This is a genomic window from Rhodoligotrophos sp. CJ14 (assembly GCF_038811545.1).
GTDB classification, from domain to species: domain Bacteria; phylum Pseudomonadota; class Alphaproteobacteria; order Rhizobiales; family Im1; genus Rhodoligotrophos; species Rhodoligotrophos ferricapiens.
In genome coordinates, this window is the sequence record NZ_CP133319.1 from 2,840,257 (window position 1) to 2,866,178 (window position 25,922).

The 25,922-nt window shown below is 60.3% G+C and carries 27 protein-coding genes; 17 read left to right on the top strand and 10 right to left on the bottom strand.

What is annotated here, in order from left to right:
* Positions 1-18: 18 nt before the first annotated feature.
* The 5 genes from dnaQ to RCF49_RS13195 are packed head-to-tail and all read right to left on the bottom strand — an operon-like array spanning position 19 to position 3,628.
* Complete coding sequence (gene dnaQ / locus RCF49_RS13175; RefSeq protein WP_342640343.1) at positions 19-744, bottom strand: DNA polymerase III subunit epsilon; 726 nt, start codon at positions 742-744, stop codon at positions 19-21.
* Positions 741-1,361, bottom strand: a complete 621-nt coding sequence (coaE, locus tag RCF49_RS13180) for a dephospho-CoA kinase (RefSeq protein WP_342640344.1) — start codon at positions 1,359-1,361, stop codon at positions 741-743. The genes dnaQ and coaE overlap by 4 nt, the downstream gene beginning before the upstream one ends.
* A gap of 1 nt (position 1,362) precedes the next feature.
* A complete protein-coding gene (locus RCF49_RS13185; protein WP_342640345.1) occupies positions 1,363-2,205 on the bottom strand; it encodes a shikimate dehydrogenase in 843 nt (280 codons plus the stop codon).
* Positions 2,202-2,804, bottom strand: a complete 603-nt coding sequence (locus RCF49_RS13190; RefSeq protein ID WP_342640346.1) for a Maf family protein — start codon at positions 2,802-2,804, stop codon at positions 2,202-2,204. Before RCF49_RS13190 ends, RCF49_RS13185 begins: the two co-directional genes overlap by 4 nt.
* The gene (locus RCF49_RS13195) at positions 2,801-3,628 is read right to left on the bottom strand and encodes a pyruvate, water dikinase regulatory protein (protein ID WP_342640347.1); all 828 of its coding nucleotides are present in this window, start codon (positions 3,626-3,628) and stop codon (positions 2,801-2,803) included. The genes RCF49_RS13190 and RCF49_RS13195 overlap by 4 nt, the downstream gene beginning before the upstream one ends.
* 407 nt (positions 3,629-4,035) lie before the next feature.
* Here RCF49_RS13195 and hemE point away from each other — a divergent pair, with 407 nt between their 5' ends.
* The 8 genes from hemE to RCF49_RS13235 all read left to right on the top strand — a co-directional run bounded on the left by hemE (position 4,036) and on the right by RCF49_RS13235 (position 12,786).
* Entirely contained in the window at positions 4,036-5,100 is a 1,065-nt protein-coding gene (gene hemE, locus RCF49_RS13200; protein ID WP_342640348.1) for a uroporphyrinogen decarboxylase, read from the top strand.
* A gap of 3 nt (positions 5,101-5,103) precedes the next feature.
* A complete protein-coding gene (gene hemJ / locus RCF49_RS13205; RefSeq protein WP_342640349.1) occupies positions 5,104-5,541 on the top strand; it encodes a protoporphyrinogen oxidase HemJ in 438 nt (145 codons plus the stop codon).
* 220 nt (positions 5,542-5,761) lie between these two features.
* Positions 5,762-7,045 (top strand): transcription termination factor Rho, encoded by a 1,284-nt coding sequence (rho, locus tag RCF49_RS13210; protein WP_342640350.1) that lies wholly within the window; start codon positions 5,762-5,764, stop codon positions 7,043-7,045.
* Between the two features lie 133 nt (positions 7,046-7,178).
* The gene (gene mnmE / locus RCF49_RS13215; RefSeq protein WP_342640351.1) at positions 7,179-8,498 is read left to right on the top strand and encodes a tRNA uridine-5-carboxymethylaminomethyl(34) synthesis GTPase MnmE; all 1,320 of its coding nucleotides are present in this window, start codon (positions 7,179-7,181) and stop codon (positions 8,496-8,498) included.
* Positions 8,499-8,543: 45 nt separating this feature from the next.
* Positions 8,544-10,412 carry a tRNA uridine-5-carboxymethylaminomethyl(34) synthesis enzyme MnmG gene (mnmG, locus tag RCF49_RS13220; protein WP_342640352.1) on the top strand — a complete coding sequence of 623 codons (1,869 nt, stop codon included), beginning with the start codon at positions 8,544-8,546 and terminating at the stop codon, positions 10,410-10,412.
* Positions 10,409-11,065, top strand: coding sequence for a 16S rRNA (guanine(527)-N(7))-methyltransferase RsmG (gene rsmG, locus RCF49_RS13225; RefSeq protein ID WP_342640353.1), 657 nt, complete (start codon positions 10,409-10,411; stop codon positions 11,063-11,065). The genes mnmG and rsmG overlap by 4 nt, the downstream gene beginning before the upstream one ends.
* A complete protein-coding gene (locus tag RCF49_RS13230) occupies positions 11,062-11,883 on the top strand; it encodes a ParA family protein (protein WP_342640354.1) in 822 nt (273 codons plus the stop codon). Before rsmG ends, RCF49_RS13230 begins: the two co-directional genes overlap by 4 nt.
* 27 nt (positions 11,884-11,910) lie before the next feature.
* Positions 11,911-12,786 carry a ParB/RepB/Spo0J family partition protein gene (locus RCF49_RS13235; protein ID WP_342640355.1) on the top strand — a complete coding sequence of 292 codons (876 nt, stop codon included), beginning with the start codon at positions 11,911-11,913 and terminating at the stop codon, positions 12,784-12,786.
* 8 nt (positions 12,787-12,794) lie between these two features.
* Here RCF49_RS13235 and holA read toward each other — a convergent pair whose 3' ends face one another.
* The 3 genes from holA to RCF49_RS13250 are packed head-to-tail and all read right to left on the bottom strand — an operon-like array spanning position 12,795 to position 15,016.
* Positions 12,795-13,829 carry a DNA polymerase III subunit delta gene (holA, locus tag RCF49_RS13240; protein WP_342640356.1) on the bottom strand — a complete coding sequence of 345 codons (1,035 nt, stop codon included), beginning with the start codon at positions 13,827-13,829 and terminating at the stop codon, positions 12,795-12,797.
* Between the two features lie 33 nt (positions 13,830-13,862).
* Positions 13,863-14,333 (bottom strand): cyclic nucleotide-binding domain-containing protein, encoded by a 471-nt coding sequence (locus tag RCF49_RS13245; protein WP_342640357.1) that lies wholly within the window; start codon positions 14,331-14,333, stop codon positions 13,863-13,865.
* The gene (locus tag RCF49_RS13250) at positions 14,330-15,016 is read right to left on the bottom strand and encodes a response regulator transcription factor (protein ID WP_342640358.1); all 687 of its coding nucleotides are present in this window, start codon (positions 15,014-15,016) and stop codon (positions 14,330-14,332) included. Before RCF49_RS13250 ends, RCF49_RS13245 begins: the two co-directional genes overlap by 4 nt.
* A 164-nt stretch (positions 15,017-15,180) precedes the next feature.
* Between RCF49_RS13250 and RCF49_RS13255 the strand changes: the two genes are divergently transcribed.
* A complete protein-coding gene (locus RCF49_RS13255) occupies positions 15,181-15,708 on the top strand; it encodes a L,D-transpeptidase family protein (RefSeq protein ID WP_342640359.1) in 528 nt (175 codons plus the stop codon).
* On the opposite strand, the gene mobA is transcribed toward RCF49_RS13255, so the two are convergent.
* On the bottom strand, positions 15,695-16,312 hold the full coding sequence (gene mobA / locus RCF49_RS13260; RefSeq protein ID WP_342640360.1) for a molybdenum cofactor guanylyltransferase MobA: 618 nt from the start codon (positions 16,310-16,312) through the stop codon (positions 15,695-15,697). The two genes, RCF49_RS13255 and mobA, sit on opposite strands and share 14 nt — an antisense overlap.
* Positions 16,309-17,487, bottom strand: a complete 1,179-nt coding sequence (locus RCF49_RS13265) for an NAD(P)/FAD-dependent oxidoreductase (protein WP_342640361.1) — start codon at positions 17,485-17,487, stop codon at positions 16,309-16,311. Before RCF49_RS13265 ends, mobA begins: the two co-directional genes overlap by 4 nt.
* Before the next feature lie 104 nt (positions 17,488-17,591).
* Here RCF49_RS13265 and RCF49_RS13270 point away from each other — a divergent pair, with 104 nt between their 5' ends.
* The 8 genes from RCF49_RS13270 to acs all read left to right on the top strand — a co-directional run bounded on the left by RCF49_RS13270 (position 17,592) and on the right by acs (position 25,918).
* Positions 17,592-18,476, top strand: coding sequence for an HpcH/HpaI aldolase/citrate lyase family protein (locus tag RCF49_RS13270; protein ID WP_342640362.1), 885 nt, complete (start codon positions 17,592-17,594; stop codon positions 18,474-18,476).
* Positions 18,473-19,522 (top strand): MaoC family dehydratase, encoded by a 1,050-nt coding sequence (locus tag RCF49_RS13275; protein ID WP_342640363.1) that lies wholly within the window; start codon positions 18,473-18,475, stop codon positions 19,520-19,522. Before RCF49_RS13270 ends, RCF49_RS13275 begins: the two co-directional genes overlap by 4 nt.
* A 122-nt stretch (positions 19,523-19,644) precedes the next feature.
* Entirely contained in the window at positions 19,645-20,040 is a 396-nt protein-coding gene (gene sdhC, locus RCF49_RS13280) for a succinate dehydrogenase, cytochrome b556 subunit (RefSeq protein WP_342640364.1), read from the top strand.
* Between the two features lie 4 nt (positions 20,041-20,044).
* Positions 20,045-20,473 (top strand): succinate dehydrogenase, hydrophobic membrane anchor protein, encoded by a 429-nt coding sequence (gene sdhD, locus RCF49_RS13285; RefSeq protein ID WP_342640365.1) that lies wholly within the window; start codon positions 20,045-20,047, stop codon positions 20,471-20,473.
* 16 nt (positions 20,474-20,489) lie between these two features.
* Entirely contained in the window at positions 20,490-22,343 is a 1,854-nt protein-coding gene (sdhA, locus tag RCF49_RS13290) for a succinate dehydrogenase flavoprotein subunit (RefSeq protein ID WP_342640366.1), read from the top strand.
* A 45-nt stretch (positions 22,344-22,388) separates the two neighbouring features.
* The gene (locus RCF49_RS13295) at positions 22,389-23,168 is read left to right on the top strand and encodes a succinate dehydrogenase iron-sulfur subunit (RefSeq protein WP_342640367.1); all 780 of its coding nucleotides are present in this window, start codon (positions 22,389-22,391) and stop codon (positions 23,166-23,168) included.
* A gap of 64 nt (positions 23,169-23,232) precedes the next feature.
* On the top strand, positions 23,233-23,937 hold the full coding sequence (locus tag RCF49_RS13300) for a class I SAM-dependent methyltransferase (RefSeq protein ID WP_342640368.1): 705 nt from the start codon (positions 23,233-23,235) through the stop codon (positions 23,935-23,937).
* 28 nt (positions 23,938-23,965) lie between these two features.
* Positions 23,966-25,918, top strand: a complete 1,953-nt coding sequence (gene acs, locus RCF49_RS13305; RefSeq protein ID WP_342640369.1) for an acetate--CoA ligase — start codon at positions 23,966-23,968, stop codon at positions 25,916-25,918.
* The last annotated feature ends 4 nt before the right edge of the window (positions 25,919-25,922 follow it).

The following is a 25,922-nucleotide window of genomic DNA, read 5'->3' on the forward strand; positions in this document are numbered from 1 at the left end:
AAGAAAAGCGGAAACGCTCTACGAGGCGAGTTCCGGCTGCTCAGCGGCAGGGTCAAGATAGCTCAACCAGATGGCGTCCTGCCCGAGCTCGGCGATGAAGCTTTCATGGGCCAAGCGCTCTTCCTCCGTGAGGCGGCGCGGCAAGGGCCTTGGTCTGAGGGTGAGGGTCACTGTTTGGGTGACCCGGATCTCATGAGTGGTTTCGGTGCTCGCCACCAAAGTGAGAACCGGCTGGCGCCCGCCGATCAGCTCAATATAGACATCGGCCAGAAGCTCGGCATCGAGCAATGCGCCATGCTTGGTGCGCTTTGAATTGTCGATCCCATAGCGGCGGCACAGCGCATCCAGACTGTGTTGCGCCATGGGATGGCGCCGGCGAGCCAGCGCGAGCGTATCGATCACCTGCTCTTCGGGAATGGCGGGATAGTTGAGCCGGCCAAGCTCCGAATTGAGAAAGCCGATATCAAAGGCGGCATTGTGGATGACCAGCACCGCGCCTTCGATGAACTCCACGAATTCCTGAGCGATCTCCGCAAAGACAGGCTTATCCGCCAGAAACTCGTTGGTGATGCCGTGGACGCGAATGGCCTCAGCGTGAATCTGGCGCTGCGGATTGATATATTTGTGAAACACGCGGCCGGTCGCCACGTGGTTGAGCACCTCGACACAGCCGATTTCGATGATCCTGTCGCCATTCTCATGGGATAGGCCGGTCGTTTCGGTGTCGAGAACCACATATCTCATCGCTTATCACCCAGATTGGACGGCCGCTGCCTCTGTCTGAGTGTAGCGATGATGGCACGAACCTGCTCGAATGCGTTCTCTAGTCCCTTCGAGCTATCCACCACAAAGTCAGCCTTTGCCCGCTTCTCGCGATCAGGCATTTGACGCGCGAGAATGGCATCGAGCTTCGCCTCCGTCATGCCCGGCCGCGCCAGTGCCCGCTCACGCTGAATGGCGGCCGGCGCGCTGACCACGACAATGCAGTCGACGCGGCCCTGCTGCCCCGTCTCGAACAGCAAGGGAATGTCCAGAACCACCATGTCGGCATTGGTATCGCGCGCGTTGCTTAAGAAGGCGGCCTCCCGCGCTCGGACCAGCGGATGAACCACCGCTTCGAGTGCTTTGATCTTGGCGGGATCGCCAAGAACGATCTTGGCCAGTTCGCCACGATCAACCACCCCGGATTTGACCGCTTCGGGATAGAGCTGTGCCACAGGGCCGACGGCTTCTCCGCCCTCCGCATAAAGTGAGTGCACGGCTGCATCCGCATCGAAGACTGGAATGCCAAGCTGCCGGAACATGTCCGCCGTTGCTGATTTCCCCATGGCGATCGAGCCGGTTAAGCCGATGAGCAGCATTTCACTTCTTTGCCATGACATCAGCTTCGAGCAGTGATCGAAGCTCCGCGGTAACCTCGGGACGTACACCGAACCAGCGCTCAAAGCCAGGAACCGCCTGATGCATCAGCATTCCCAAACCGTCAATGATTCGCAACCCACGTGACCTCGCGCTCACAAGCAATGGCGTCAGCAGGGGGACATAGACGATGTCGCAGACCACCGCATGTGCGGGCAGGGGTGAGAGATCAATCCGCAGCGGATCCTTTCCCGTCATGCCTAGGGAGGTCGCGTTGACCAGCATATCGGTCCTGGCGAAGATGGTCTCGACACCATGCCATGGCACGACCTCAACCTTTTGCCCAAATTCTGCGGCGAAGGCTTCTGCGCGCTCAGGGGATCGATTCGCAACCGAAATTCTCCCTACCCCCTGCTCGAGCAGAGCGCCCAGGATCGAGCGTGCCGCACCACCAGCCCCCAGCACGGCAACGCGAATGCCCGCAAAATCGAGATCTTTGACGGCCTGCTTGGCGCTCGCGACAAAGCCATAGCCGTCCGTACTGGTGCCGTAGAGTGTCCCATCGCTGAGATAAAGCGTGTTCACTGAGCCAAGCCGCGCGGTGAGCGGATCGGCAACCGCGACCCGCCGGAACACGGCTTCCTTATGCGGTATCGTGACATTGCCGCCCACAAAACCTCGGCCTGCGAAGCCATCGATGAAGCTGTCCAAGGTCTCAGGGCTGACGGCGATACGGTCATAGCGCCCGGGGATCTGATATTTTTTGAGCCAATAGCCGTGCAATAGAGGCGAGCGGGAGTGTTCGATCGGCCATCCGATCACACAGGCATGCTTCACGTGAATCATGTCAGCAGCACATTTTCCTGGCGCAGATAATCGAGCAGTGGCAGCAGCGGCAGACCCAGCACCGTAAAATGGTCACCTTCAACCCGCGTAAAGAGCTGTGCGCCGAGCCCCTCCAGCCGATACCCGCCGACCGTTTGGGTGACATCATCATCCAGAGCGGCCAAATAGGCACCGAGAAAATCCGTGGTGAAATTGCGCATGATCAACGTGGCTTCGTCATCATGACTCCAGACCACAGCACCATCTTTGGCGCAGGCAACCGCGCTGATCAGAACATGGGAACGGCCGCGCAAGTCGAGCAGCTGGTCGCGGGCGTCGTTCTTGGTTCGTGGCTTGCTTAAAATCCGCCCGTCGAGGTTCAGCACTTGATCGGCCGCCACCACCAATGCCGATGGATTCGTCTCTGAAACGGATATGGCCTTGGCGTGCGCCAAGATCATGGCCACGTCTGCCGGGTCGCTCCCGGCTATGGCTTGTTTTACCGTATCCTCATCGATCGTCGGTGGCTTGACGACCACCTTGGCTCCAGCATTCTCGAGCATCTCGCGTCGGGTGACACTGGTTGAGGCCAAGATGATCTGGGTTCGGCTGAGCATCATGAGTGGCTCCTTGCGTGTTGCCGCTCGTGGAGCAAGTTCATCACGGCGGCTGCCGTCTCCTCGATTGATCTGCGGGTGACATCGATAATCGGCCAGTTGTGCCGGGCACAGAGCTTGCGGGTGAAGACCAGCTCGGCCGCAATCACCGCGCGATCCACATATTTGGTATCCCCCGGCTCATTCAGCGACAAAAGCCGGTTCCTGCGGATTTGGGCGATGCGTTCCGCGGTTGCGACCAGTGCCACGATCAGCGGGCGTTTTGCGTCATAGATGCTCGGCGGCAGCGGCGTATCCAGCACGATCGGCACGTTAGCCACCTTGATCCCACGATTGGCGAGATAAATGCTCGTGGGAGTCTTCGAGGTGCGGCTCACTCCGATCAGCACAACATCCGCCTCGTTGAGCTCCTGAGTCTGCTGGCCATCGTCATGGGCCATCGTGAAGTTCAGCGCTTCGATCCGCCGGAAATATTCCGCATTGAGCGAATGCTGAGCGCCGATACGCGGTTGCGACTTCGCATTGAGATAGCTGGCCAGGGTCGACACGACCGGATCAAGGATCGAGATCGCCGGCAATTCCAGGCGCCGGCAATGATCCTCGAGCGTTGCTCTGAGCTCGGGATCAACCAACGTAAACAACACAATGCCCGGGGTTTCCTCGATGTCCTGAAGCACGCGCTTCAGCTGTTTGTGGGTGCGCACCAGGGCATAGGTATGTTCGATCGCACGGAATTCGGTGTAATGCGCGACCGCCGCGCGCGCGACGGTATTGAGGGTCTCACCGGTTGAATCCGAGATCAGATGGAGATGAAAAAACGTCTTCACGCGGGCTTGTTCACATGCTGGGTCGGCCACTGCGGCACTGTTTGTGGATAACCGCTGCGATAGGTAATGGCTTCAGGGATCCTGCTGCCGCTGTCCAGCACTTTATTAACAGGCAGGTCACTTGTGCATTGCTGATCGACCGGTCTGGGCATAACTCCGGCCTCTCGGAGCGACACGTGGACGACCTGTTAACAATTGGTTAAGAGCTTTGCGTGCAGACAGACAAATTGGCGCGCTGCCGGCAGGGTTTGAGCCTGCGCGCGCCTCTCCCCGTTTCTGGCAGGGGAATGAGCGGCAAAACGGGCCATAGATGTGGGCAACTGCGTCAGGACTCGTAACCACCGACTCTCCTGGCCCAATATCATCTTCAGAGTCTAAGAGTCTAAATCTTAAGATTTGGTGAATCGATGTTCGAGCCCTCTCCCCAGTCCAGCTTGCAATCTCGGAAAGCGCTTCTCGATGTGCTCGATGGCATCGATCCGCATCGTCGCCCTCTCTGGATGATGCGTCAGGCTGGTCGCTACCTCCCTGAATATCGTGAGCTTCGGGCGAAGGCCGGATCGTTCCTGTCCCTTTGCTACAATCCGCAGCTCGCCAGCGAGGTAACGCTTCAACCCCTCAACAGGTTCGATTTCGACGCAGCTATTCTGTTTGCTGACATTCTGCTGATCCCACAGGCGCTCGGCGCGTCCTTGAGTTTTCAAGCCGGCGATGGTCCGGTGCTCTCCACGGTGAGAAGCAGCGCCGATCTGGCAGGTCTCAGCGCAGATAGGGTCAGCGATTTGCTCGCACCTGTCTATGACACCGTTGCGCGCGTCGCAGCGCTCAAGCCCGAGGGTGTGGCGCTCATCGGGTTCTGCGGCGCACCATGGACTGTTGCGAGCTATATGATCGAAGGGCGGAGCTCAACCCGGCGAGAAGCGCGGCTTGCGGCCATTCTTGCCCCGTCCTGGTTCCAAGCGCTGATCGACCTTATCGTCGAGGCGTCCATCGAATACCTCGTCAGCCAAGTACGCGCCGGTGCCGAGGCCGTCCAGATTTTTGACAGCTGGGCGGGTGATCTACCGGCGCATTGCTTCGAGCGATGGTGCATCGAGCCGGTGAGGCAGATTATTGACGGTGTGCGCGCCCAGATCCCTGAGGCCCGGGTGATTGGCTTTCCCCGAGCTGCGGGCACCAACCTTCTTGATTTCGCACAGCGCGTTCCCGTCAATGCTGTGGCGGTCGATGCCGGTGTCTCCCCTAGGGTGATGGGCCGGGATCTTGCTCCCCTTTGTGCGGTCCAAGGCAATATTGATCCCCTGGTTTTGCTTGCCGGAGGGGCTGCGCTTGATGCAGCTGTCGATGACTTGGCAGCCGCGATCCCGAAGCGCCGCCATATCGCAAATCTGGGCCATGGCATTCTGCCCGAGACACCCATTGCCCATGTGGATGCTCTCGTGGCCCGTGTCCGCCTGCATGATGGGTTGTGAGCCATGGCAGCATGGTATGAGTGGCTCAAGGCCTTTCACATCATCGCCCTCATTTCCTGGATGGCGGGCATGCTTTATCTGCCGCGCCTCTTTGTCTATCACTGTGGGGCTGAGGTCGGCAGCACCCAAAGTGAGACCTTCAAGGTCATGGAGCGGCGGCTCTACCGGGCCATCATGGCGCCTGCGATGGCAGCGACATGGACTTTTGGCTTGTTATTGGCCTGGACCCTCAGCCCTAGCCTATGGAGCAGTGGCTGGATCTATGCGAAACTGCTTCTGGTGGTCGGAATGAGTGGGATGCACGGGTTTCTCGGCAAGGAACTGGGGCGTTTTGCGAGGGATGAAAACACCCGTCCAGCGCGCTTTTTTCGCATCTTGAACGAGGTTCCGACCGTCCTGATGATCGCCATTGTCCTTCTTGTCGTACTCAAGCCGTTTTGAGGCCTTGCGAAACTTGTTTAAAAGCCCGCGCCGATTTGCTACATTGATGTGAACCGCAGGGTAGGTTGCTACCATAGAAGCGGATCTGGTACGTATTTCGGTACCTCTCTGTGTCCTTTCCTTCCATTGCTTGTATCTGATGAAGGCATAGGCCGCTCAGGCCAATTGTCGATTCACTCGTCAGACAGCACCTCAACGCCTGTAAGATATCCGGTGCATCATGACCGACCTCTCTGGACTCAAGGAAACCAAGCTCCACGAATTGAAGCAGAAGGCACCCGCCGAGCTGCTGATGATGGCCGAAGAGCTCGAAATCGAGAATGCGAGTGCTCTGCGAAAGCAGGAGCTCGTTTTCGCCATTCTCAAGAGCTTGGCGCAACGGGATATCGACATTATCGGGGAAGGGGTGGTCGAGGTTTTGCAGGATGGCTTCGGCTTCCTGCGTTCACCTGATGCGAACTACCTGCCGGGACCTGATGATATCTATGTGAGCCCCAGCCAGATCCGGCGATTCAATCTGCGCACCGGCGATACTGTCGAGGGCCAGATCCGCAGCCCCAAGGAAGGCGAGCGCTACTTTGCGCTGCTCAAGGTCAATACGATCAATTTCGAGGATCCCGAGAAAACCCGGCACAAGATCCATTTCGACAATTTGACGCCGCTCTATCCCGATGAGCGGCTCGAAATGGAGATTGGTGATCCGACCGTCCGGGATCTCTCCTCCCGTGTCATCGGCCTGGTGGCCCCTCTCGGTAAGGGGCAGCGCGGATTGATCGTGGCCCCGCCACGCACGGGTAAGACCGTGCTGCTGCAGAACATCGCACATTCCATCACCACCAACCATCCGGAATGCTATCTGATCGTCCTTCTCATCGATGAACGTCCCGAGGAAGTTACCGATATGAAGCGCTCTGTGCGCGGCGAGGTGGTGAGTTCGACTTTCGATGAGCCGGCGACCCGCCACGTACAGGTCGCGGAAATGGTGATCGAAAAGGCCAAGCGCCTGGTCGAGCATCGGCGTGACGTGGTTATCCTCTTGGATTCGATCACCAGGCTGGGTCGTGCCTATAATACGGTGGTGCCGTCTTCGGGGAAGGTTCTAACCGGCGGTGTCGATGCCAATGCTCTCCAGCGTCCGAAGCGCTTTTTCGGTGCGGCCCGCAATATCGAAGAGGGCGGCTCGCTCACCATCATCGCAACCGCGCTGATCGACACTGGCAGCCGCATGGATGAAGTGATCTTCGAGGAGTTCAAGGGTACCGGCAATTCGGAAATCGTTCTCGACCGGAAGGTGGCGGATAAGCGTGTCTTCCCCGCGATCGATATCATTCGCTCCGGCACCCGGAAGGAAGAGCTGCTGGTTCGCCCGGATGAGCTGAAGCGGATGTATGTGTTGCGTCGCATCCTGTCACAAATGGGTACGGTGGACGCGATCGAGTTCCTGCTCGACAAGATCAAGCAGACCAAGAGCAATGCTGATCTGTTCCAGATGATGAACAACTAGCCTAAGCCGGCGAAAAGGCGATGGCGATATCTCCGATCGCCTGCTTGCGTCTTGCGGTGATCATTATCCTCGGTGCAAACCAGCCACGCTCTCTCGAACACCCCTTACTGTATGCGTGTAAACGGAAATGCGGATGAACCCGGATCAGGAGACGATCTATGCATTGTCTTCTGGGCCGGGGCGTGCCGCCATCGCGTTGGTTCGTCTGTCCGGACCTGAGAGCCGTCAGGCCGCGCTCTCCTTGTGTGGCGGGGTACCTCCGCCTCGGCGCGCCTCATTGCAGGCCATTAAGGACCCTGAGACCACCGAGCTGATCGATCATGGCATCGTGATCTGGCTGCCTGGACCGGCGACCTTTTCCGGTGAGGATATGCTGGAGCTCCAGATCCATGGAGGGCCAGCGGTGGTTGCAGCTTTGTTCCGGGCTTTGAACAAATTGCCGAAGCTGCGTCCGGCAGAACGGGGCGAGTTCTCGCGCCGCGCTGTTGAAAATGGCCGGATGGGTCTCGTCGATGCGGAAGGGCTGGCTGACCTCATCGCTGCGGAAACTGACGCGCAGCGGACACTTGCGCTTCAGCAAGCCAATGGGCTACTCGACGAAATTTACGAGAGTTGGCGACGGCGACTGCTGGTCATCAGCGCCCATCTCGAGGCCCATATTGATTTCGTTGACGAAGAGGACGTGCCCCCCAGTGTTGCAGCCGGGGTGCGGACGCAGGCAACTGAATTGGCTGAGGAGATCGGCTCTTTTCTGGATGATGCACGGGCAGGGGAGCGGCTGCGCGAAGGGGTGAGCGTCGTCATTGCCGGCCCGCCAAATGCGGGCAAGTCGAGCCTTCTGAACCGGCTTGCACGCCGTGACGTAGCAATCGTGGCGGATCGTCCCGGTACCACGCGCGATGTCATTGAGGTGCATCTCGACCTCAATGGGTATCCGGTGGTCCTGGTTGACACGGCGGGCTTGCGTGAGGCAACTACCGATGATGTGGAGGATGAGGGGATCCGCCGGGCTCGCAAGCGCGCGGCGGAAGCTGCTCTCGTCCTTTGGGTTACGAGTGCCGACACGGGCTTGACCCCGCCGAGCCAAGCGCTCGAGGCAAAGTCGCTGTGGGTGATCAACAAAAGTGATCTGGGCCTGCCCGATTCCTCGGGAGCTATTCCGGTCTCGGCGCGAACCGGCGAGGGGATCGCAACGCTCATCGGCGCCTTGACGAGAGAAGTCTCGCGGCTGCTCGCTGGTGCCCAGGAAAGGCCTATGCTGACCCGCGAGCGTCATCGGGTTGCCTTGCGGAATTGCCGAGACCATTTGCTGGCGGCGGCAGAGGCATCGGCAGATGAATTGATGGCCGAAGACCTCAGGCGCGCCGCCTGGCAGCTTGGCCGATTGGTCGGGCGGATTGACATTGAGGACATCCTTGGCCAGATCTTCTCGGAATTTTGCATCGGCAAGTGACGTTTCACGTGAAACATCGTTTATGTCACCCGCTAGAGTGGAATCATGGACGAGCTGAGTTTTGATGTCGTCGTCATTGGCGGCGGCCATGCGGGTTGCGAGGCTGCGGCCGCGGCTGCGCGGTTTGGCGCGCGAACAGCATTGGTCACCCACCGCCGCGACACCATCGGCGAGATGTCTTGCAACCCTGCGATTGGCGGGCTGGGAAAGGGACACCTGGTCCGCGAAATCGATGCGCTCGACGGCCTGATGGGCCGGGTCATCGATGAAGCCGGCATCCAGTTCCGCCTGTTGAACAGGAGCAAGGGCCCTGCGGTGCGCGGTCCTCGGGCCCAGGCGGACCGGGCGCTCTACCGGGCGGCAATGCAACGCGAACTGGCCGCGATCTCGAACCTCATGATCATCGAGGGTGCAGCGGCCGATATTTCGGAGCAGGGCGCCGGCGTAACTGGCGTGGTGCTCGAAGACGGAAGGAAGATTGGCACCCGTTCCGTGGTTCTCACTACTGGGACCTTTCTCCGGGGTGTCATCCATATTGGGGAACGGCAAATCCCTGCGGGACGGGTCGGCGAACAGCCGTCTCGCTTGTTGGCAGAGCGGCTTGCCCGTCTTGATCTCGCAATGGGCCGCCTGAAAACGGGGACGCCGGCACGGCTTGATGGGCGCACGATTGCCTGGGAGCGCCTCGAAGAGCAGAAGGGGGACGAGACCCCATACCCGTTCTCATTCCTCACCGATCAGATTCGCCAGACTCAGATCTCCTGTCACATCACCCAGACCACCGAGGCGACCCATCGGATCATCGCCGATAATCTCTCGAAATCCGCCATCTATTCCGGTGCGATTACCGGCACCGGTCCGCGCTATTGCCCCTCTATCGAGGACAAGATCGTCCGCTTTAAGGACCGTGAAAGCCACCAGATCTTCCTGGAGCCGGAGGGATTGGACGATCATACGGTCTATCCCAATGGCATCTCCACGTCGCTTCCTGAGCCTGTGCAGGATGCGTTCCTGCGGACCATTCCCGGGCTGGAGCATGTGCGGGTGCTGCGGCCGGGCTATGCGATCGAATATGACTATATCGATCCGCGCGAGTTGAGCCCTGGTCTCGAGTGTAAGCGGATGCGGGGCCTGTTCCTTGCTGGTCAGATCAATGGGACGACAGGCTACGAGGAGGCCGCGGCCCAGGGCCTTGTGGCGGGACTGAATGCGGCTCGGCACGCAGGGGGCTCTCCCTCGATCACGATCGATCGCACCCAGGCCTATATCGGTGTGATGATCGATGACCTCGTCACCCGCGGTGTCACCGAACCCTATCGAATGTTCACGTCGCGCGCGGAATATCGTCTGGTCCTCCGCGCCGACAATGCCGACCAGCGGCTCACGGATATGGGCGCAGCCTGGGGTGTCGTCGGACCCGATCGCCTTAGGGCTTACCGGGCGCGCAAAGCGGTACTGGACCGGGCCATTGCGATGGCGCGCGACCACCAGCTCACCCCCGACGAAGCGGCACGTCACGGTCTCAAGGTGAACCGCGACGGCATCCGGCGATCCGCCCTGGCGCTATTGGCAATTCCCGGTGTTGTCATTGATGACATTATCCGGGTATGGCCGGAATTTAAGACCTTGCCAGTCTTTGCCCTGGAGCAGCTCGAGGCGACAGCGCTCTATTCCGGCTATTTGGAAAGGCAAGAGCGAGATGTGGAGGCCTTTCGGAGGGACGAGCAGCGTTCGATCCCAGCCGATCTGGACTATGGAGCAATCCCTGGGCTTTCCACGGAAGTTCGGCACAAGCTCGCGCGCGTAAGGCCGGCAACCCTGGGGCAGGCGGGTCGTATTGATGGCGTCACACCTGTCGCGCTCACCCTCCTCCTCGCCTATCTAAAGCGCGAGGAGAAGCGCAGCTCCGCATGACTGAGTTTGATTCGGACCCGGAAGCGATTGCTGCCGCATTCGGTGTTTCACGTGAATCAGTCGGTGCGCTCGCTCAGTATGTCGAGCTCCTCATTCGATGGAATCGGGCCATAAACCTGGTGGCCAATAGCGAACCTGGTCATATCTGGACCCGGCATGTCGCGGATAGCCTGCAGCTTCATGCTTTCCTGAATGAGGGCCAAGCGGTGATTGACCTCGGCTCGGGCGCAGGATTTCCTGGCATCCCTCTCGCCATTGCGCGGGCTAATCGGGCTGGGACGAGCCCGGTATATCTCGTCGAGAGCAATCGCAAAAAGGCGGCTTTTCTCGCGAATGCAGTGCGCGTGACCGGCGCCATAGCCGAGGTCATACCGCGGCGAATCGAAGATGTCGGCCCGGAAGATCTCACACCGCGACCCGCGTGGATTGTCGCGCGCGCCTTGGCACCTCTGCCAAAATTGCTCCATCTGGCGAAACCGTTCCTGCAAACCGGAGCAAAAGCACTGTTCCTGAAGGGACAAGATGTGGAGAGCGAGTTGACCGCTGCGTCTAAATCTTGGAGAATCAACGCAGATGTTTACCCCAGCGTGGTGGACCGGTCAGGTCGTATTCTGCTGATAAGCCACGCCGAGCGTATGGATGAGACGTCATGACAGCCGAGGCTTCATCCTCTCAATGTCAACCGCGGGTGCTTGCCGTCGCCAATCAAAAGGGTGGCGTCGGCAAGACGACGACAGCCATTAACCTCGGCACCGCCTTGGCCGCGGTGGGTGAGCAGGTGCTGATCATCGACCTCGACCCCCAGGGGAATGCGAGCACTGGCCTTGGCGTGCCGCGCACGGCGCAGATGCGCTCCACTTACCACGTGTTGATCGGGGAGGCTCAGCTGCACCATGTCATTGCGGAATCGGGCATTCCGCGATTGGATTGCGCACCGTCCACGATGGATCTGCTGGGCGCCGAAATCGAGCTGTCGGATTTTGAGCGCAAGACCTTTCGGCTGGCGGATGCCATTCAGGTTTTGGCCCGAGACACCGGGCTGCACTATGATTACATCCTCCTCGACTGCCCGCCATCCCTCAACCTTCTCACCATTAATGCGTTCTGCGCGGCAGATGCGGTGCTCGTGCCATTGCAATGCGAATTCTTTGCCCTGGAAGGCTTGAGCCAGCTGCTGAAGACCGTGGACCGAGTGCGGCTTAACCTCAATCCGCGGCTGACCATCCAGGGGGTGGTGCTGACCATGTATGACAAGCGGAACAGCCTCTCCGAGCAGGTGGCTGAGGATGTCCGAGGTGTGTTGGGCGAGAAGGTCTATGAAACGGTCATACCTCGTAACGTCCGGGTGTCGGAAGCGCCCTCGCATGGTAAACCCGTGCTCCTCTATGATAATAACTGCACGGGAAGTCAGGCCTATATCCGGCTCGCATCCGAAATGATTCGGCGCGAGCGCGCCTTAAGGGCAGCTTGATTCGATCCCGTTCCGGAGCGGCGGCAGATGGCACAAATACAGAGAAAACGATTGGGTCGCGGGCTCGCAGCCCTGATCGGGGATGGGACCTCGGAGGAGGGCCTTGTCGAAGGGGCCCGTAGCTTCCGGCAAATGCCGATCGAGCATCTGATCCCGAGCCCACGCAATCCGCGAAAGACCTTCAGCGAGGCGGATGCAGAGGAGCTGGTGCAATCCGTTCGAATCAGAGGCGTGTTGCAGCCGCTTCTGGTCAGACCGCTGGATGATGGCCGTTATGAAATCGTCGCTGGCGAGCGGCGTTGGCGCGCGGCGCAAAGGGCTGGCGTTCATGAGGTGCCGGTTCTCATCCGCGATCTCACTGATGCCGAAGCACTGGAAGTCGCGCTGATCGAGAATATCCAGCGCGCCGATCTCAATCCGGTCGAAGAGGCCGATGGATATCGCCAGCTTATGGAGCATTATGGCTATACCCAGCAGCAGCTCGCTGACGCGGTCGGCAAGAGCCGCAGCCATATCGCCAATACACTTCGCCTGCTGACGCTGCCCTCGCGCGTTGTGGGAATGCTCGAGCAGGGAGCACTTTCTGCCGGACATGCCCGCGCCCTCATCGCGACGGACCGGCCGGAGGAGCTTGCCGAGCAGATTATCGCGCAGGGCTTGAGCGTCCGCGAAACGGAGTCCTTGGCGCGGGCAGTGCAGGAAGAAGGCCAGCAGCGCCCATCAAGAACAAGACGGCCGGCCCACAAGGATGCCGACACGATCGCGCTGGAGAAGCGGCTTTATGAGGCATTGGGCCTTGCCGTGACCATCACGCATCGCGGCGAAGACGGGGGCGAGCTGCGTATCCGCTATAAGACGCTCGATCAGCTTGACTTTGTCTGCCACCGGCTTGCGGGCTCGTGACGCATGGGTCAGGCTGCGCGACGGGACTGAGCAGCACGCGAGAGCGTGAGAAAGAGCCGTCCGACCAAGGCATGATCGAGCGGCGCCATCTGCCGCGTCCGCAGCTCATATTCCGCGATTGTCTTCCCAGCGGTGAGAAGCGCTTCCATTGGCCAAAGCGTAAGCTGCCGGGCAAGTGCAGACTGACGCTTGAAGAAAATTGGGGGGCGCGCCGCGGCAACCACTGCAGCGGCTTGGCCTGCTGATCGCATTTGGGCGCGAAGCCGGCGCAGAAGGCCGAGATGATTGGCGGCGCTGATCACCAGCGTGGCGGCATGTACACCGGAATCTTGCAATCGCGCTAATTGCTGATCGGTCGCAATCACATCCCCGCCAAAGGCCGCATCGAGGAGATCATCCACAGCAAGGGCGGAGGCATCGCCGGCAATTAGTGCGATGTCCTCGACCTCGATCCGCGATCGACCTTTGCCGTAAAGGCAAAGCTTCTCGATCTCGGTGCGCGAAAGGAGGCGGTCACCGCCGAGCAGTGAGGTGAAGAGGTCCAGCGCTTCCTCGCTGATGGCTATGCCTTCGCGCCGAAGGGCCGTCTCGACCATGGCATGGAGATCGGCATCGGAATCGGCATAGCAGGCAATGGCGACCGCATTTGGCGCCTGCTCCACCGTCTGCCGCAGCTTGTCTGATTTTTTGAGATTGCCTGCCTCGATGACGACCAGGGTGTCCCCTTGCGTATGGGGCAGGAAGCCGGCGACAGCTTTGGCGGTTGCGGCCCCGGCCGAACGCACCCAGACGACCCGCCGGCTGCCCATCAGCGACATGGCGAGTGCCTCATCGGCAAGCCGTCCGGGATCGGCCGCCAATGTTGCGTCCTCGATGCGGGTTACAGAGAACGGATCATCCAGCGACCCCGCAGTATTGCGGACCAGCTGGGTGGCACGCTCGCGAACGAGCCCCTCGTCGCTGCCATGCAGCAGAACAATGGCGTAATCCGTTCCCGGCTTCTCAATGAAGCGCTCGGCGCGCGGTCCCTTGAGTTCAACCATCCGGACCCATCGCTCCGAGCCAAGACGTGGCGGTCAAGCAGAGAACGAGCGCGCCTGTCGGAACAGCCTTTCGATGGCGCGCAGTTCATTCACGGTTTCGTCTACTCGCTGGGTGATGGCGGCAAGCACGATCTCCGCAAAATCGGGAAATTCCTCAGCCACCCGATAGAAAAGCTGGCGCGTGAGCTTTAGGCATTTGACCTCGGTGCTCGCAACCACGGTAATACTATAGGGCAAACCAGCGACCATCGAGCATTCCCCGATACAGGCCCCGGGCCCCACCAGCATGGGATCACCGCCCGTTTCCTGCGGATCGGCAACACGCGCACTGCCCGTCTCGATGATGTAAGCGGTCTGACTATGGTCACCCCTGGTGATCAGCGCCTGGCCCGGCTGGAAGCTCTCCGTCTCCATGGCAAAGGCTAAAAGCTGCAAGTGAGCATCTGCCGCCTCGGCAAATACTGGAATGCGTCTGAGGAGCTCGACCCGCGACCGAACGCTCATGGCACCAACTTGTAGCCGCCAGCCTCGGTCACGAGGAGCGTGGCATTCGAAGGATCGGCCTCGATCTTCTGCCGCAGCCGGTAAACATGGGTTTCCAAGGTATGGGTGGTCACACCGGCATTATATCCCCAAACCTCGTGCAACAGCACGTCGCGGCCGATGACCTTCTGGCCTGCCCGATAGAGATATTTGAGGATGGCTGCCTCCTTCTCGGTCAGCCTGATCTTGGTGTTATCCTTGCGCAACAGGAGCTTGGCGCTGGGACGGAACGTATACGGCCCGATGGCGAAAACCGCATCTTCGCTCTGCTCGTGCTGGCGCAGATGTGCTCTGATGCGCGCCAGCAGCTCGCCAAACCGGAATGGCTTGGTGACATAATCATTCGCGCCGGAATCCAGCCCGTTGATCGCGTCCGTCTCGCTGTCCTGCGCGGTTAGCATGATGACCGGACCCTTGAAGCCATCGGCGCGAATCTGCCGACAGGCATCGCGTCCGTCCTGGTCTGGGAGATTGACGTCGAGCAGCACGAGATCCACCTGCTCCGACCGTACGGCCTCGCGCGCGCCGGTTGCGTTCTCACGCTCGCTGACGTCGAATTCTTCGTGAAGGGCAAACTGCTCCACAAGTGATTCGCGCAGTGCGTCGTCATCATCGACGACGAGAATTTTGGTCGTACTCGCCATAGGATGCCGCTTGTTAGATGGTCCGGTTGAATGCGCTCTCTACTAAAGCACTCGTACGCCCCTGTTCAAGGAACCCCATCTTTCCGGCAAGATCAAGAAATTGGTCGCTTTCGCAAGCAGGCTGGCTTCAATATATAGACGAAGGTTCACCTATCCGGCTGGCCATGAGCGAAACTCTAAGAGAAGTGCGGCTCATCACCGTTGACCCTCGGGCCTCGATTGCGCGGTTGAGATTTGGCGCGATCGACGTGCCCTGTGCGATCGGCCGTAGCGGCATTCGCGCCCTTAAGCGCGAGGGGGACGGCGCGACGCCAATCGGCACCTGGCCTATGCGCAAGCTGCTTTATCGACCGGATCGGCTGCGCCAGCCTTCGACTGCTCTGGCGGTGTGGGCGATCGAGCCCAGCGACGGCTGGTGCGATGATCCGAGCGATCTACGCTATAACCGGCCCGTGCGGCTGCCCTATCCCGCAAGCGCCGAAACCATGTGGCGCGATGACCACCTGTACGACCTGGTGGTGGTGCTCGGCTATAACGACAATCCTCCCGTAGCCAACAAGGGAAGTGCCATCTTCATGCATCTGGCGCGGCCAGGCTATCTGCCGACAGAAGGCTGCATCGCGCTCACCCGCGAGCACATGCTGAGGCTGCTCAGCCGCTGCGGGCCGGACACTGTCGTCAAGGTTGGCTAGACAGGATCAGTTCAGCGGCGGCAAGATCTGCTGGCCGGTTGATATTCAGGAAGGGATCGAAGGGCTCATGGGGAAAGACGACCGTTCGAACGGCCGCACCATATTGAGCCGCCCAATCGGCAACCTTCCTGATTCCGCTGTCGAGCGCGTCAGCCAAATCCGCAATGAGCGCCATACGCCAGGCGGCGACCACATGGTGGACACGGCCGCCGGATGCTGCGCGCACGATCACCGCATCGCCCGCGCCGGATAGGAGCTTTCGCACCAGATCTGCAGGAATGAGGGGTGCATCACACGGCACTGTAACCATCCATTTCGCTTGTGGCGCAAGCCTCGTCAGGGCTTGCATACCTGCATAGATGCCGCTGAGCGGGCCGAGGGCTATTCGAGTCGCATCCGGAATGACTGGCAGATCGAAGCGGGCGAACCGTTCAGGATCGCCATTCGCATTGATGACGAGGGCATCAACCTGCGGCCTTAATTGCTCGATCGCATAGCTGATTAGTGGCTTGCCGGATAAGCCAACCAAAGCCTTGTCAACATTACCGAGCCGTGTGCCCTTGCCGCCAGCGAGGATCACGCCGCCAACCGGCGTTCGGCTCATACGACATTCTTCTCGAAAAGCGGTTCACGGCGCCGGATCCGCTCATAGGAGAGGCGCGACAAGTCCAGCGTCTGGAAGCTGCCATGCACGATGAGCTCACTGATGGCGCGACCAACCGCCGGGCCATGCTGCAGCCCGTGCCCGGATGATCCATTCATGAGATAGAGATTGTCGAAATCAGGATGACGGCCGAGTATGACGTTCTGATCAAAGGTGTTGTAGTCATAAAACCCTGCCCAGGCTCCGGTCGGTTTGATGGCCTCGAAGGCTGGCACGCGTGCGGCAAGCCGCGGCCAGATCTCCGTATCGAACCAGGTATGGTCGATCTCGAGATCGGCGGTGTCCCACTCATTGTCCTCCAACGGCCCTAGCCCGGTGATGAACTGCGCGCCTTCTGGCCGGAAATAAAGCCCGGTCGGCTCGATGGTGAGCGGACATCTCTCGGGTGCGTCGCGGCAGTCGAACACGAACACAAAACGCTTGCGCCGCTCCACTGGAATATCGATCCCCAGCATAGTGCCAATCTTGCCCGCCTCTGCACCGGTTGCATTGATCAGCGTGCCGCAGCGGATTTCGCGGCCATCGCTCAGCTTGACCGCGTTTACATGGCCGTCGGACAAGTCAAAGCCGGTGACCATGCCCGAGATGTAGCGGGCTCCTTTTGCCTGGGCGGCCTTGCGCATCAGGGTCATCAGGCTGAACGGGTCGAGCCAGCCCTCGCCGCTCCGCCCGAATGATCCCGCGACGAGCCCTTCGGTTTCGAGCCAGGGAAAGGCTTTATGGAGGCCTTCTTCGTCATAGAAAACGATGTCTGCGCCGTAGGAGCACTGCAGCTCCACATTCTCTTGGAGCGTTGCGCGGCCGCTTTCAGATGCCAGCATCAGATAGCCCTGCTCCCTGAAACTCACATCCGCATCCGGGCCGAACCTCTCCTTCAGCGTGCGGATGAATTGCAACCCGAAAAGCGACATCTCGATATTTTCAGGGGTCGAGAATTGCTGCCGGATCCCGCCGGCGGACCGGCCGGTTGAGCATTCCGCAAAGCTCATGTCCCGTTCGATTACGGCGACAGAGCCCTCGAATTGCGGATTGTGGGTGAGAAAATACGCAGCCGCACTCCCCATCACCGCGCCCCCGATGATCACCACGTCGAAATACGCGCTATCAGCTGTCATGGTCCCGACCCGCTAGAGAGATGGCCGGATGCCGCTTGCCACTGGCACCCGGTCCGCTGATCTATTACCGTCACGCACACGCGAAAAAAGGAAGGGGGTTTTGCATGAAGATCAGGCCGCGGCGCAGCGTGCTCTATATGCCCGGGTCAAACGGCAGGGCGCTTGAGAAGGCAAAGACCCTCACCGCTGACGCCCTCATCCTCGACCTTGAGGATGCGGTTGCACCGGAAAGCAAGGCTCTCGCCCGCGAACAGGTCGCGGCCGCGGTGGCGCAAGGCGGGTATGGCCGGCGCGAGCTCGTTATCCGCATAAACGGGCTCGAGACGCCCTGGGGTGAAGAGGACCTTGCGGCCGCCATCGGTGCCCGGCCCGACGGCATCCTCGTTCCGAAGGTCAATCGTCGGGAGGACATCGCGGCAATCTCCGCCCGGCTCGATCGCGCAGGCCTGCCCGAGACGGTCCGGCTCTGGGCGATGATGGAGACCCCGCTCGCCATGCTGAACGCGCGCGAGATCGCCTCAGCGGCCGCCGATACGCGTCTTGCATGCCTGGTCATGGGAACCAATGATCTTGCCAAGGAGACCCGAGCTGGACTGGGCGAAGGCCGCATGGCCATGGTGCCATGGCTCATGACCTGTGTTGCGGCAGCCCGCGCCTTTGGCCTTGATATTGTGGATGGTGTCTTCAATGACTTCCACAACGAGCAAGGCTTCAGCGCTGAGTGCCAGCAGGGCCGCCTGTTCGGCTTCGATGGGAAGACGCTGATCCATCCCGGCCAGCTTGCGATGGCCAATGAAACCTTTCGCCCGAGCGACAACGAGGTTGTCACCGCCCGCAAGATCATCGCCGCCTTCGATCTGCCCGAGAATGCCGGAAAAGGCGCGATCAATCTCGACGGCCGCATGGTCGAGCGTCTGCATTGCGAGATTGCGCGCCGCACCGTCGCCATGGCCGATGCCATCGCCGAGCTGGACGGCGCCCAACCATGACAAAAACAAATCCCGGAAATTTCTTCGAAGATTTTCGCTTGGGCCAGGTGATTCGCCATGCCACCCCACGAACTGTGACCGCGGGCGATGTTGCGCTCTACACAGCCCTCTATGGCTCGCGCTTTGCGGTCCAGTCATCCGATGCCTTTGCGAAGGCCGTGGGCTATCCCCGCAGCCCCGTCGATGATCTCCTGGTCTTTCACATCGTTTTCGGCAAGACAGTGCCGGATATTTCCCTCAATGCGGTCGCCAATCTCGGCTATGCGGACTGCCGCTTCATCCGCCCGGTCTTTCCTGGTGATACCCTGTCGGCCCAATCGGAAATCATCGGCCTTAAGGAGACATCCAGCGGCAAGACCGGGGTTGTCTATGTGCGCTCGCAAGGCTTCAACCAATCGGGTGATCTCGTCCTGAGCTACATCCGCTGGGTCATGGTCAGGAAACGCGATGAAATGTCGCAAGTGGCCGAGCAGTCCGTGCCGAGCCTGCCTGAGGTCGTCTCGGTGGAGGAGTTCGGCCATGCTCTGCCCCAGATTGCGGGCAAGCTGTGGGATGACGAGCTTGCGGGCTCCCGCGCGCGCTGGGATGATTACCGGATCGGCGAGCGCATAGATCATGTGGACGGCACGACGGTCGAGGAGGCCGAGCACATGCTCGCCACCCGCCTGTATCAGAATACCGCCAAAGTCCATTTCAACCAGCATTCCGAGGGCGCAGGACGCTTCGGACGCAGACTGATTTATGGCGGTCACGTCATCTCCATTGCCCGCGCCTTGTCCTTCAACGGGCTCGGCAACGGCTTTCACATCGCCGGCATCAATGGGGGCCGCCACGTGGCCCCGCTCTTTGCGGGCGGAACCGTCTATGCCTGGTCGGAAATCCTAGGACGCGAACCATTACCGCGGCGCGATGATGTTGGTGCGCTCAGGGTCAGGACCTTTGCCACCTGCGATAAGCCTTGTGCGGAGTTTCCCGGCCGATCCAGCCAGAGCTATGACGAGGGGGTAATCCTGGATCTTGATTATTGGCTCTTGATCCCGCGATGATCCTGGACATACAGCATTCGCCGTGCCGCTTTGTTCAACTGGGTTATTTGACTTGAGTTGAGAGCGGTTCTAAACCAACTCCATCGTTCACGTCCCGCGCGTGACGCAGCCTCATTTACTGGATGACCATGAGGACAGTGGACCGCCCTCTCTCCCCACATTTGCAGATCTTCCGCCCATGGATCACCATGATGATGTCGATCGCCCATCGCATCACCGGCGGAGCTCTCTATTTTGGGACAGCCTTGCTGGCCTGGTGGCTGCTGGCCGCAGCCGTCAGTGACCGGGCATATGATGCCGCCCAGTGGTTTTTCAGCTCCTGGCTCGGCCTGTTGATATTGTTTGGCTATACCTGGGCGGAAATTCATCACGCGCTGGGCGGAATCCGCCATCTCGTCTGGGATACGGGCCATGGAATGGACCGCAGCAGTGCGAGCAAGATGGCCTGGCTCACGCTGATCACCTCGATTTCGCTCACGGTGATCATCTGGGCCGCCATTCTGGTGCTTAGGGGATAGGGGCATGAAGATCAGAACACCGCTCGCGCGGGCGCGCGGCCTTGGTGCTGCGCATGGCGGCACGGAGCATTGGATCTGGCAGCGGGTCACCGCCGTCTCGAATATTCCGCTGGTTCTGTTTGGGGCCGTCACCATCATAGCCAATATCGGTGCGACCCGCGCAGAAATGATGGCGTGGGTGGGTCATCCCTTGGCGGCGATCGCCTTGATCGCGCTGATGCTCTCCATCACCTATCATATGCGGCTCGGCATGCAGGTGGTCATCGAGGATTACGTGCATTCCGAGGGCCTGAAGGTGATTGCTCTGCTCGCCAACACTTTTTTCGCCCTTGCTGTCGCGCTGGTCTCGATTTTCGCGATTGTCAGCATCGCCATCACCACGAATGTGGCCTCGGTCAGTCCGGCAACCATGCCGGCGGCTACTGCAAATTGAGTTAGGATCATTGCCCATGGCCAGCAACGGATCAAACGGCCAAATGGCCGGGCCGGCACCCAAATCCTTCAGCATTGGGGGACGCGCCTATCCCATCATCGACCACACGTTCGATGTTGTGGTTGTGGGCGCGGGCGGCGCGGGGCTGCGCGCAACGCTGGGCTGCTCTCAGGCAGGATTGCGCACGGCTTGCATCACCAAGGTCTTCCCCACCCGCTCTCACACGGTCGCAGCCCAGGGCGGCGTTGCCGCATCCCTCGGCAATATGGGCCCGGATGACTGGCGCTGGCACATGTATGACACGGTCAAGGGGTCGGACTGGCTCGGCGATCAGGATGCCATCGAATATCTCTGCCGCCAGGCCCCCAAGGCGGTCTATGAGCTCGAGCATTTCGGCCTGCCCTTCAGCCGCACCGAGGATGGCCGGATCTACCAGCGCCCGTTTGGTGGAATGACCACCAATTTCGGCGAAGGGCCGCCGGCGCAGCGCACCTGTGCCGCTGCTGACCGTACCGGCCATGCGATGCTGCACACGCTCTATGGGCAGTCGCTGCGCTATTCCGCCGAATTCTTCATTGAGTTCTTCGCGCTCGATCTCATCATGGATGATGGTGCTTGCCGCGGTGTGATGGCGCTATCCATGGCGGATGGCACCATTCACCGCTTCAGGGCGCACAAGACCATCCTGGCGACCGGCGGTTACGGTCGCGCCTATTTCTCCTGCACTTCGGCCCATACCTGCACGGGCGATGGCAACGCAATGGTGCTGCGGGCTGGCTTGCCGCTCCAGGATATGGAGTTCGTCCAATTCCACCCCACGGGGATCTACGGCGCGGGCGTGCTCATCACCGAAGGTGTGCGCGGTGAAGGCGGCTATCTCACCAATTCCGAAGGTGAGCGCTTCATGGAGCGCTATGCCCCCTCCGCCAAGGACCTCGCCTCGCGCGATGTCGTCTCGCGCTCGATGACGATCGAGATCAGGGAAGGACGCGGTGTCGGTCCGCTGAAGGATCACATCCATCTTCACCTTGAGCATCTGGACCCGAAGATCATCCATCAGCGCCTGCCTGGTATTACCGAAAGCGCGAAGATCTTCGCCGGGGTCGACGTGACCAAGGAACCAATCCCCGTTTTGCCGACTGTGCATTACAACATGGGCGGTATTCCGACGAACTATCACGGGGAGGTCGTGGCACCGCGCGCCGGCGATCCGGATGCGGTGGTGCCGGGCCTCATGGCGATCGGCGAGGCTGCCTGCGTGTCGGTCCATGGCGCCAATCGCCTTGGTTCCAACTCGCTCATCGACCTCGTCGTCTTTGGTCGTGCCGCGGGCTTGCGCTGTGCTGAGCTCATCGAGTCCGGATCAACCCAGCCGGATCTGCCGCGCGATGCGGGGGAGGCGGCGCTCGCCCGGCTCGATAAGTTCCGCTACGCGCAAGGCAGCACCCCCACAGCCGCCCATCGCCTCAAGATGCAGCGGATCATGCAAAGCAATTGCGCTGTGTTCCGCACTGGCGATGTGCTCGAGGAAGGCCGCCGGGAGATCAAGCAGGTCTGGAGCGAAATCGGGGATATCCGCGTGACCGACCGGTCGCTCATTTGGAACACCGATCTCATCGAGACGCTTGAGTATGACAATCTCATCGGCCAGGCGGTGGTAACGGTCGAAGGGGCCGCCAATCGCGCGGAGAGCCGTGGGGCCCATGCGCGAGAGGACTACCCGAACCGCGATGACGAGAACTGGATGAAGCACACGCTGATGTGGGCCGATACGGAGAAGCAGACCGTGCGCCTCGATTATCGACCGGTGCATACCTACACCATGACCAACGAGGTCCAGTACATCAAGCCGAAGGCGCGGGTTTACTGAGCCATACGCCAGCCCTTGATCTGAATTCAATGATGCGGATGACCAATGGTCCAGCTGACACTGCCAAAGAACTCGAAGATCACCAAAGGCAAGACTTGGCCGAAACCGCAATCCGCCAAGCGGGTGAAGGAATTCCAGATCTACCGGTATGATCCGGAGGCGGGAAAGAACCCGAGCCTTGATACCTATTATGTCGATCTCGATAGCTGCGGGCCGATGGTGCTGGACGGCATCATCAAGATCAAGAATGAGATCGACCCGACGCTGACCTTCCGCCGCTCCTGCCGGGAGGGTATATGCGGCTCTTGTGCGATGAATATCGACGGGGTGAATACCCTCGCCTGTCTGAAGGCGATCGATGACATCAAGGGCACCGTGAGGATCTATCCGCTGCCACATATGGCGGTCGTGAAGGATCTTGTGCCGGATATGACCAATTTCTATGCGCAGCACCGGCTGATCGAGCCCTGGCTCAAGACCACAAGCCCCGAGCCCGAGAAGGAGTGGCTGCAAAGCAGCGAGGACCGCAACCAGCTCGATGGGCTCTATGAGTGCATCCTGTGCGCCTGCTGCTCGACCTCCTGTCCTAGCTATTGGTGGAATAGCGATCGTTTCCTTGGCCCCGCCGCCCTTCTCCAGGCCTATCGCTGGATCAATGACAGCCGCGATGAGGCAACCGGCGACCGTCTCGACCAGCTGCAGGATCCCTTCCGGCTCTACCGCTGCCATACCATTATGAACTGCGCGCAGACCTGCCCGAAAAATCTCAGCCCGGCGAAAGCCATTGCCGAGATCAAGAAGCTGATGGTGGAGCGCGAATTCTGATGATCACGCTGCGGCTGTGACCGGTTCCTCGCCAGGAGGGGGCAAAGGATCACTGCTGCGGCCGATGGACCGCGCTGGCCGCGAGGCCTTCATCCGCGCCAATACCGAACTCTTAGCCGTACCTCATGCGCCGGCCATTCGGCTCTACCTCGCCAATGAGGCGCTGGCGCTTTGGAGCAAAACCGAAGAAGAGCTGGGCGCCATGGGGCTGCCGCCGCCCTTCTGGGCCTTTGCCTGGGCGGGCGGACAGGCGCTCGCGCGCTATATCCTTGATAGACCCGAGATCGTGCGCGGACGCCGGGTGCTCGATTTCGGCGCGGGCTCCGGCATTGTCGCCATCGTAGCCGCCCTGTCCGGTGCCGGCCGGGTCATCGCCGCCGATATCGAACCATTTGCTGAGACGGCCATCGCGCTCAACGCTTCGGCAAACAGCGTTTCTGTTGAAACGGAAACCCGCGATCTGCTCGCGCTGCCGCGCGAACGCTTTGATGTCGTCTTGGCGGGAGATGTCTGCTACGAGCAGCCCATGGCCGATAAGGTGGTCGCCTGGCTGGGTGAACATGCCCGTGATGGCGCCTTGGTCTTGATTGGTGATCCAGGACGCAGTTATCTTCCGCGCGACCGCCTGGAGCGGCTCATGGAATATCAGGTGCCGGTCAGCCGTGATCTCGAAGATGCCGAGATCAAGCGAACGGCTGTGTGGCGCCTGACTGTTGACCCATCGGACAGTCGCACGGCTTGCCCCGATGACCCCGCGGGGCCAATATGATGTCAATAAGCCGTCGGGAGGATTTGTTATGACGGACCAGAAGCTCTACCCGGTTCCGGACGAATGGAAGCGGCGCGCCCTGATTGATCGCACGAAATATGAGGAGATGTATGCGGCATCCCTCAGCGATCCGGAGGCGTTCTGGGGAGAGCACGGCAGGCGGATTGATTGGATCAAGCCCTATTCCAGGGTGAAGAACACCAGCTATGCCTATCCCGATGTTTCGATCAAATGGTATGAGGATGGCACGCTGAATGTTTGTGCCAATTGCGTCGACCGCCATTTGGAGACGCGGGGCGACAAGGTCGCGATCATCTGGGAGGGGGACGACCCTAAGGACAGCAAGCACATCACCTATCGCGAGCTGCATGCGCAAGTCTGCAAATTCGCGAACGTGCTCAAGGCCAATGGCGTCCGCCGCGGCGACAGAGTGACAATTTACCTCCCGATGATCCCGGAGGCTGCCTATGCCATGCTCGCCTGCGCGCGGATCGGCGCCATTCACTCTGTGGTGTTCGGCGGGTTCTCACCGGACTCTCTGGCCGGCCGGATCGTTGATGCGGAGTCGAAATTCATCATCACTGCCGATGAGGGGATCCGCTCCGGACGCAAGATCCCGCTCAAGGCTAACACGGATAAGGCGCTCGAAAAGACGGCGGGCGGCGAGAAGGTGCTGGTGGTCCGTCATACCGGTGCGCCTATCGCTTGGCAGACCGGGCGCGATATCTGGTATCACGAGGAGTATGAGAAGGCTGCCGCGGATTGCCCGATTGAGGAGATGAATGCGGAAGATCCGCTGTTCATTCTCTATACCTCCGGCTCGACCGGTAAGCCCAAGGGCGTGTTGCACACCAGCGGCGGCTATCTGGTCTTCGTCTCCATGACCCACCAATATGTCTTCGATTACCACGAGAATGACATATATTGGTGCACGGCTGATGTGGGCTGGGTCACAGGCCACAGCTATATCGTCTATGGGCCGCTTGCCAATGGCGCGACCACGCTGATGTTCGAAGGGGTGCCGACCTATCCCGATGCATCCCGCTGCTGGCAGGTCATCGATAAGCACAAGGTCAACATCTTCTACACCGCCCCGACCGCCATCCGCGCGCTGATGGGCATGGGCGATGAGTTCGTGAAGAAGACCAGCCGGGCAAGCCTGCGCCTGCTCGGAAGCGTCGGTGAGCCGATCAATCCGGAGGCGTGGGAATGGTATCACCGGGTGGTGGGCGATGGTCGCTGCCCCGTTGTCGATACATGGTGGCAGACCGAGACCGGCGGCATCCTCATTTCGCCCTTGCCTGGCGCCATGGCTCTTAAGCCTGGTTCGGCGACCCTGCCATTCTTCGGCATCAAGCCGGCCGTTGTTGATGCCGATGGCAATGTCCTTGAGGGCGAGACTCAGGGCAATCTGGTCATACTCGATTCCTGGCCGGGGCAGATGCGCACGGTCTATGGCGACCATGACCGCTTCGTGCAGACCTATTTCGCGACGTACAAGGGTAAGTATTTCACCGGCGATGGTTGCCGCCGGGATGCGGATGGATATTACTGGATCACTGGCCGGGTCGATGACGTTCTCAATGTCTCCGGCCATCGCATGGGCACGGCCGAGGTCGAATCAGCGCTCGTCTCTCACCCCAAAGTCTCCGAGGCGGCTGTTGTCGGCTTTCCCCACGACATCAAGGGCCAGGGTATCTATTGCTACGTGACCTTGATGGCGGGTGAGACGCCGAGCGAGGAGCTGCGGGCGGAGCTACGCCAATGGGTGCGCAATGAGATCGGCGCGATCGCCTCGCCCGATGTTATCCAGTTCGCACCGGGCCTGCCCAAGACCCGTTCGGGCAAGATCATGCGGCGTATCCTCCGCAAGATCGCCGAGGATGACTTCGCCAATCTCGGGGATACCTCAACTTTGGCTGATCCGAGCGTGGTCGACGACCTCGTCAATAACCGGGCAAAGACCAAGAAGAGTGCCTGACGAG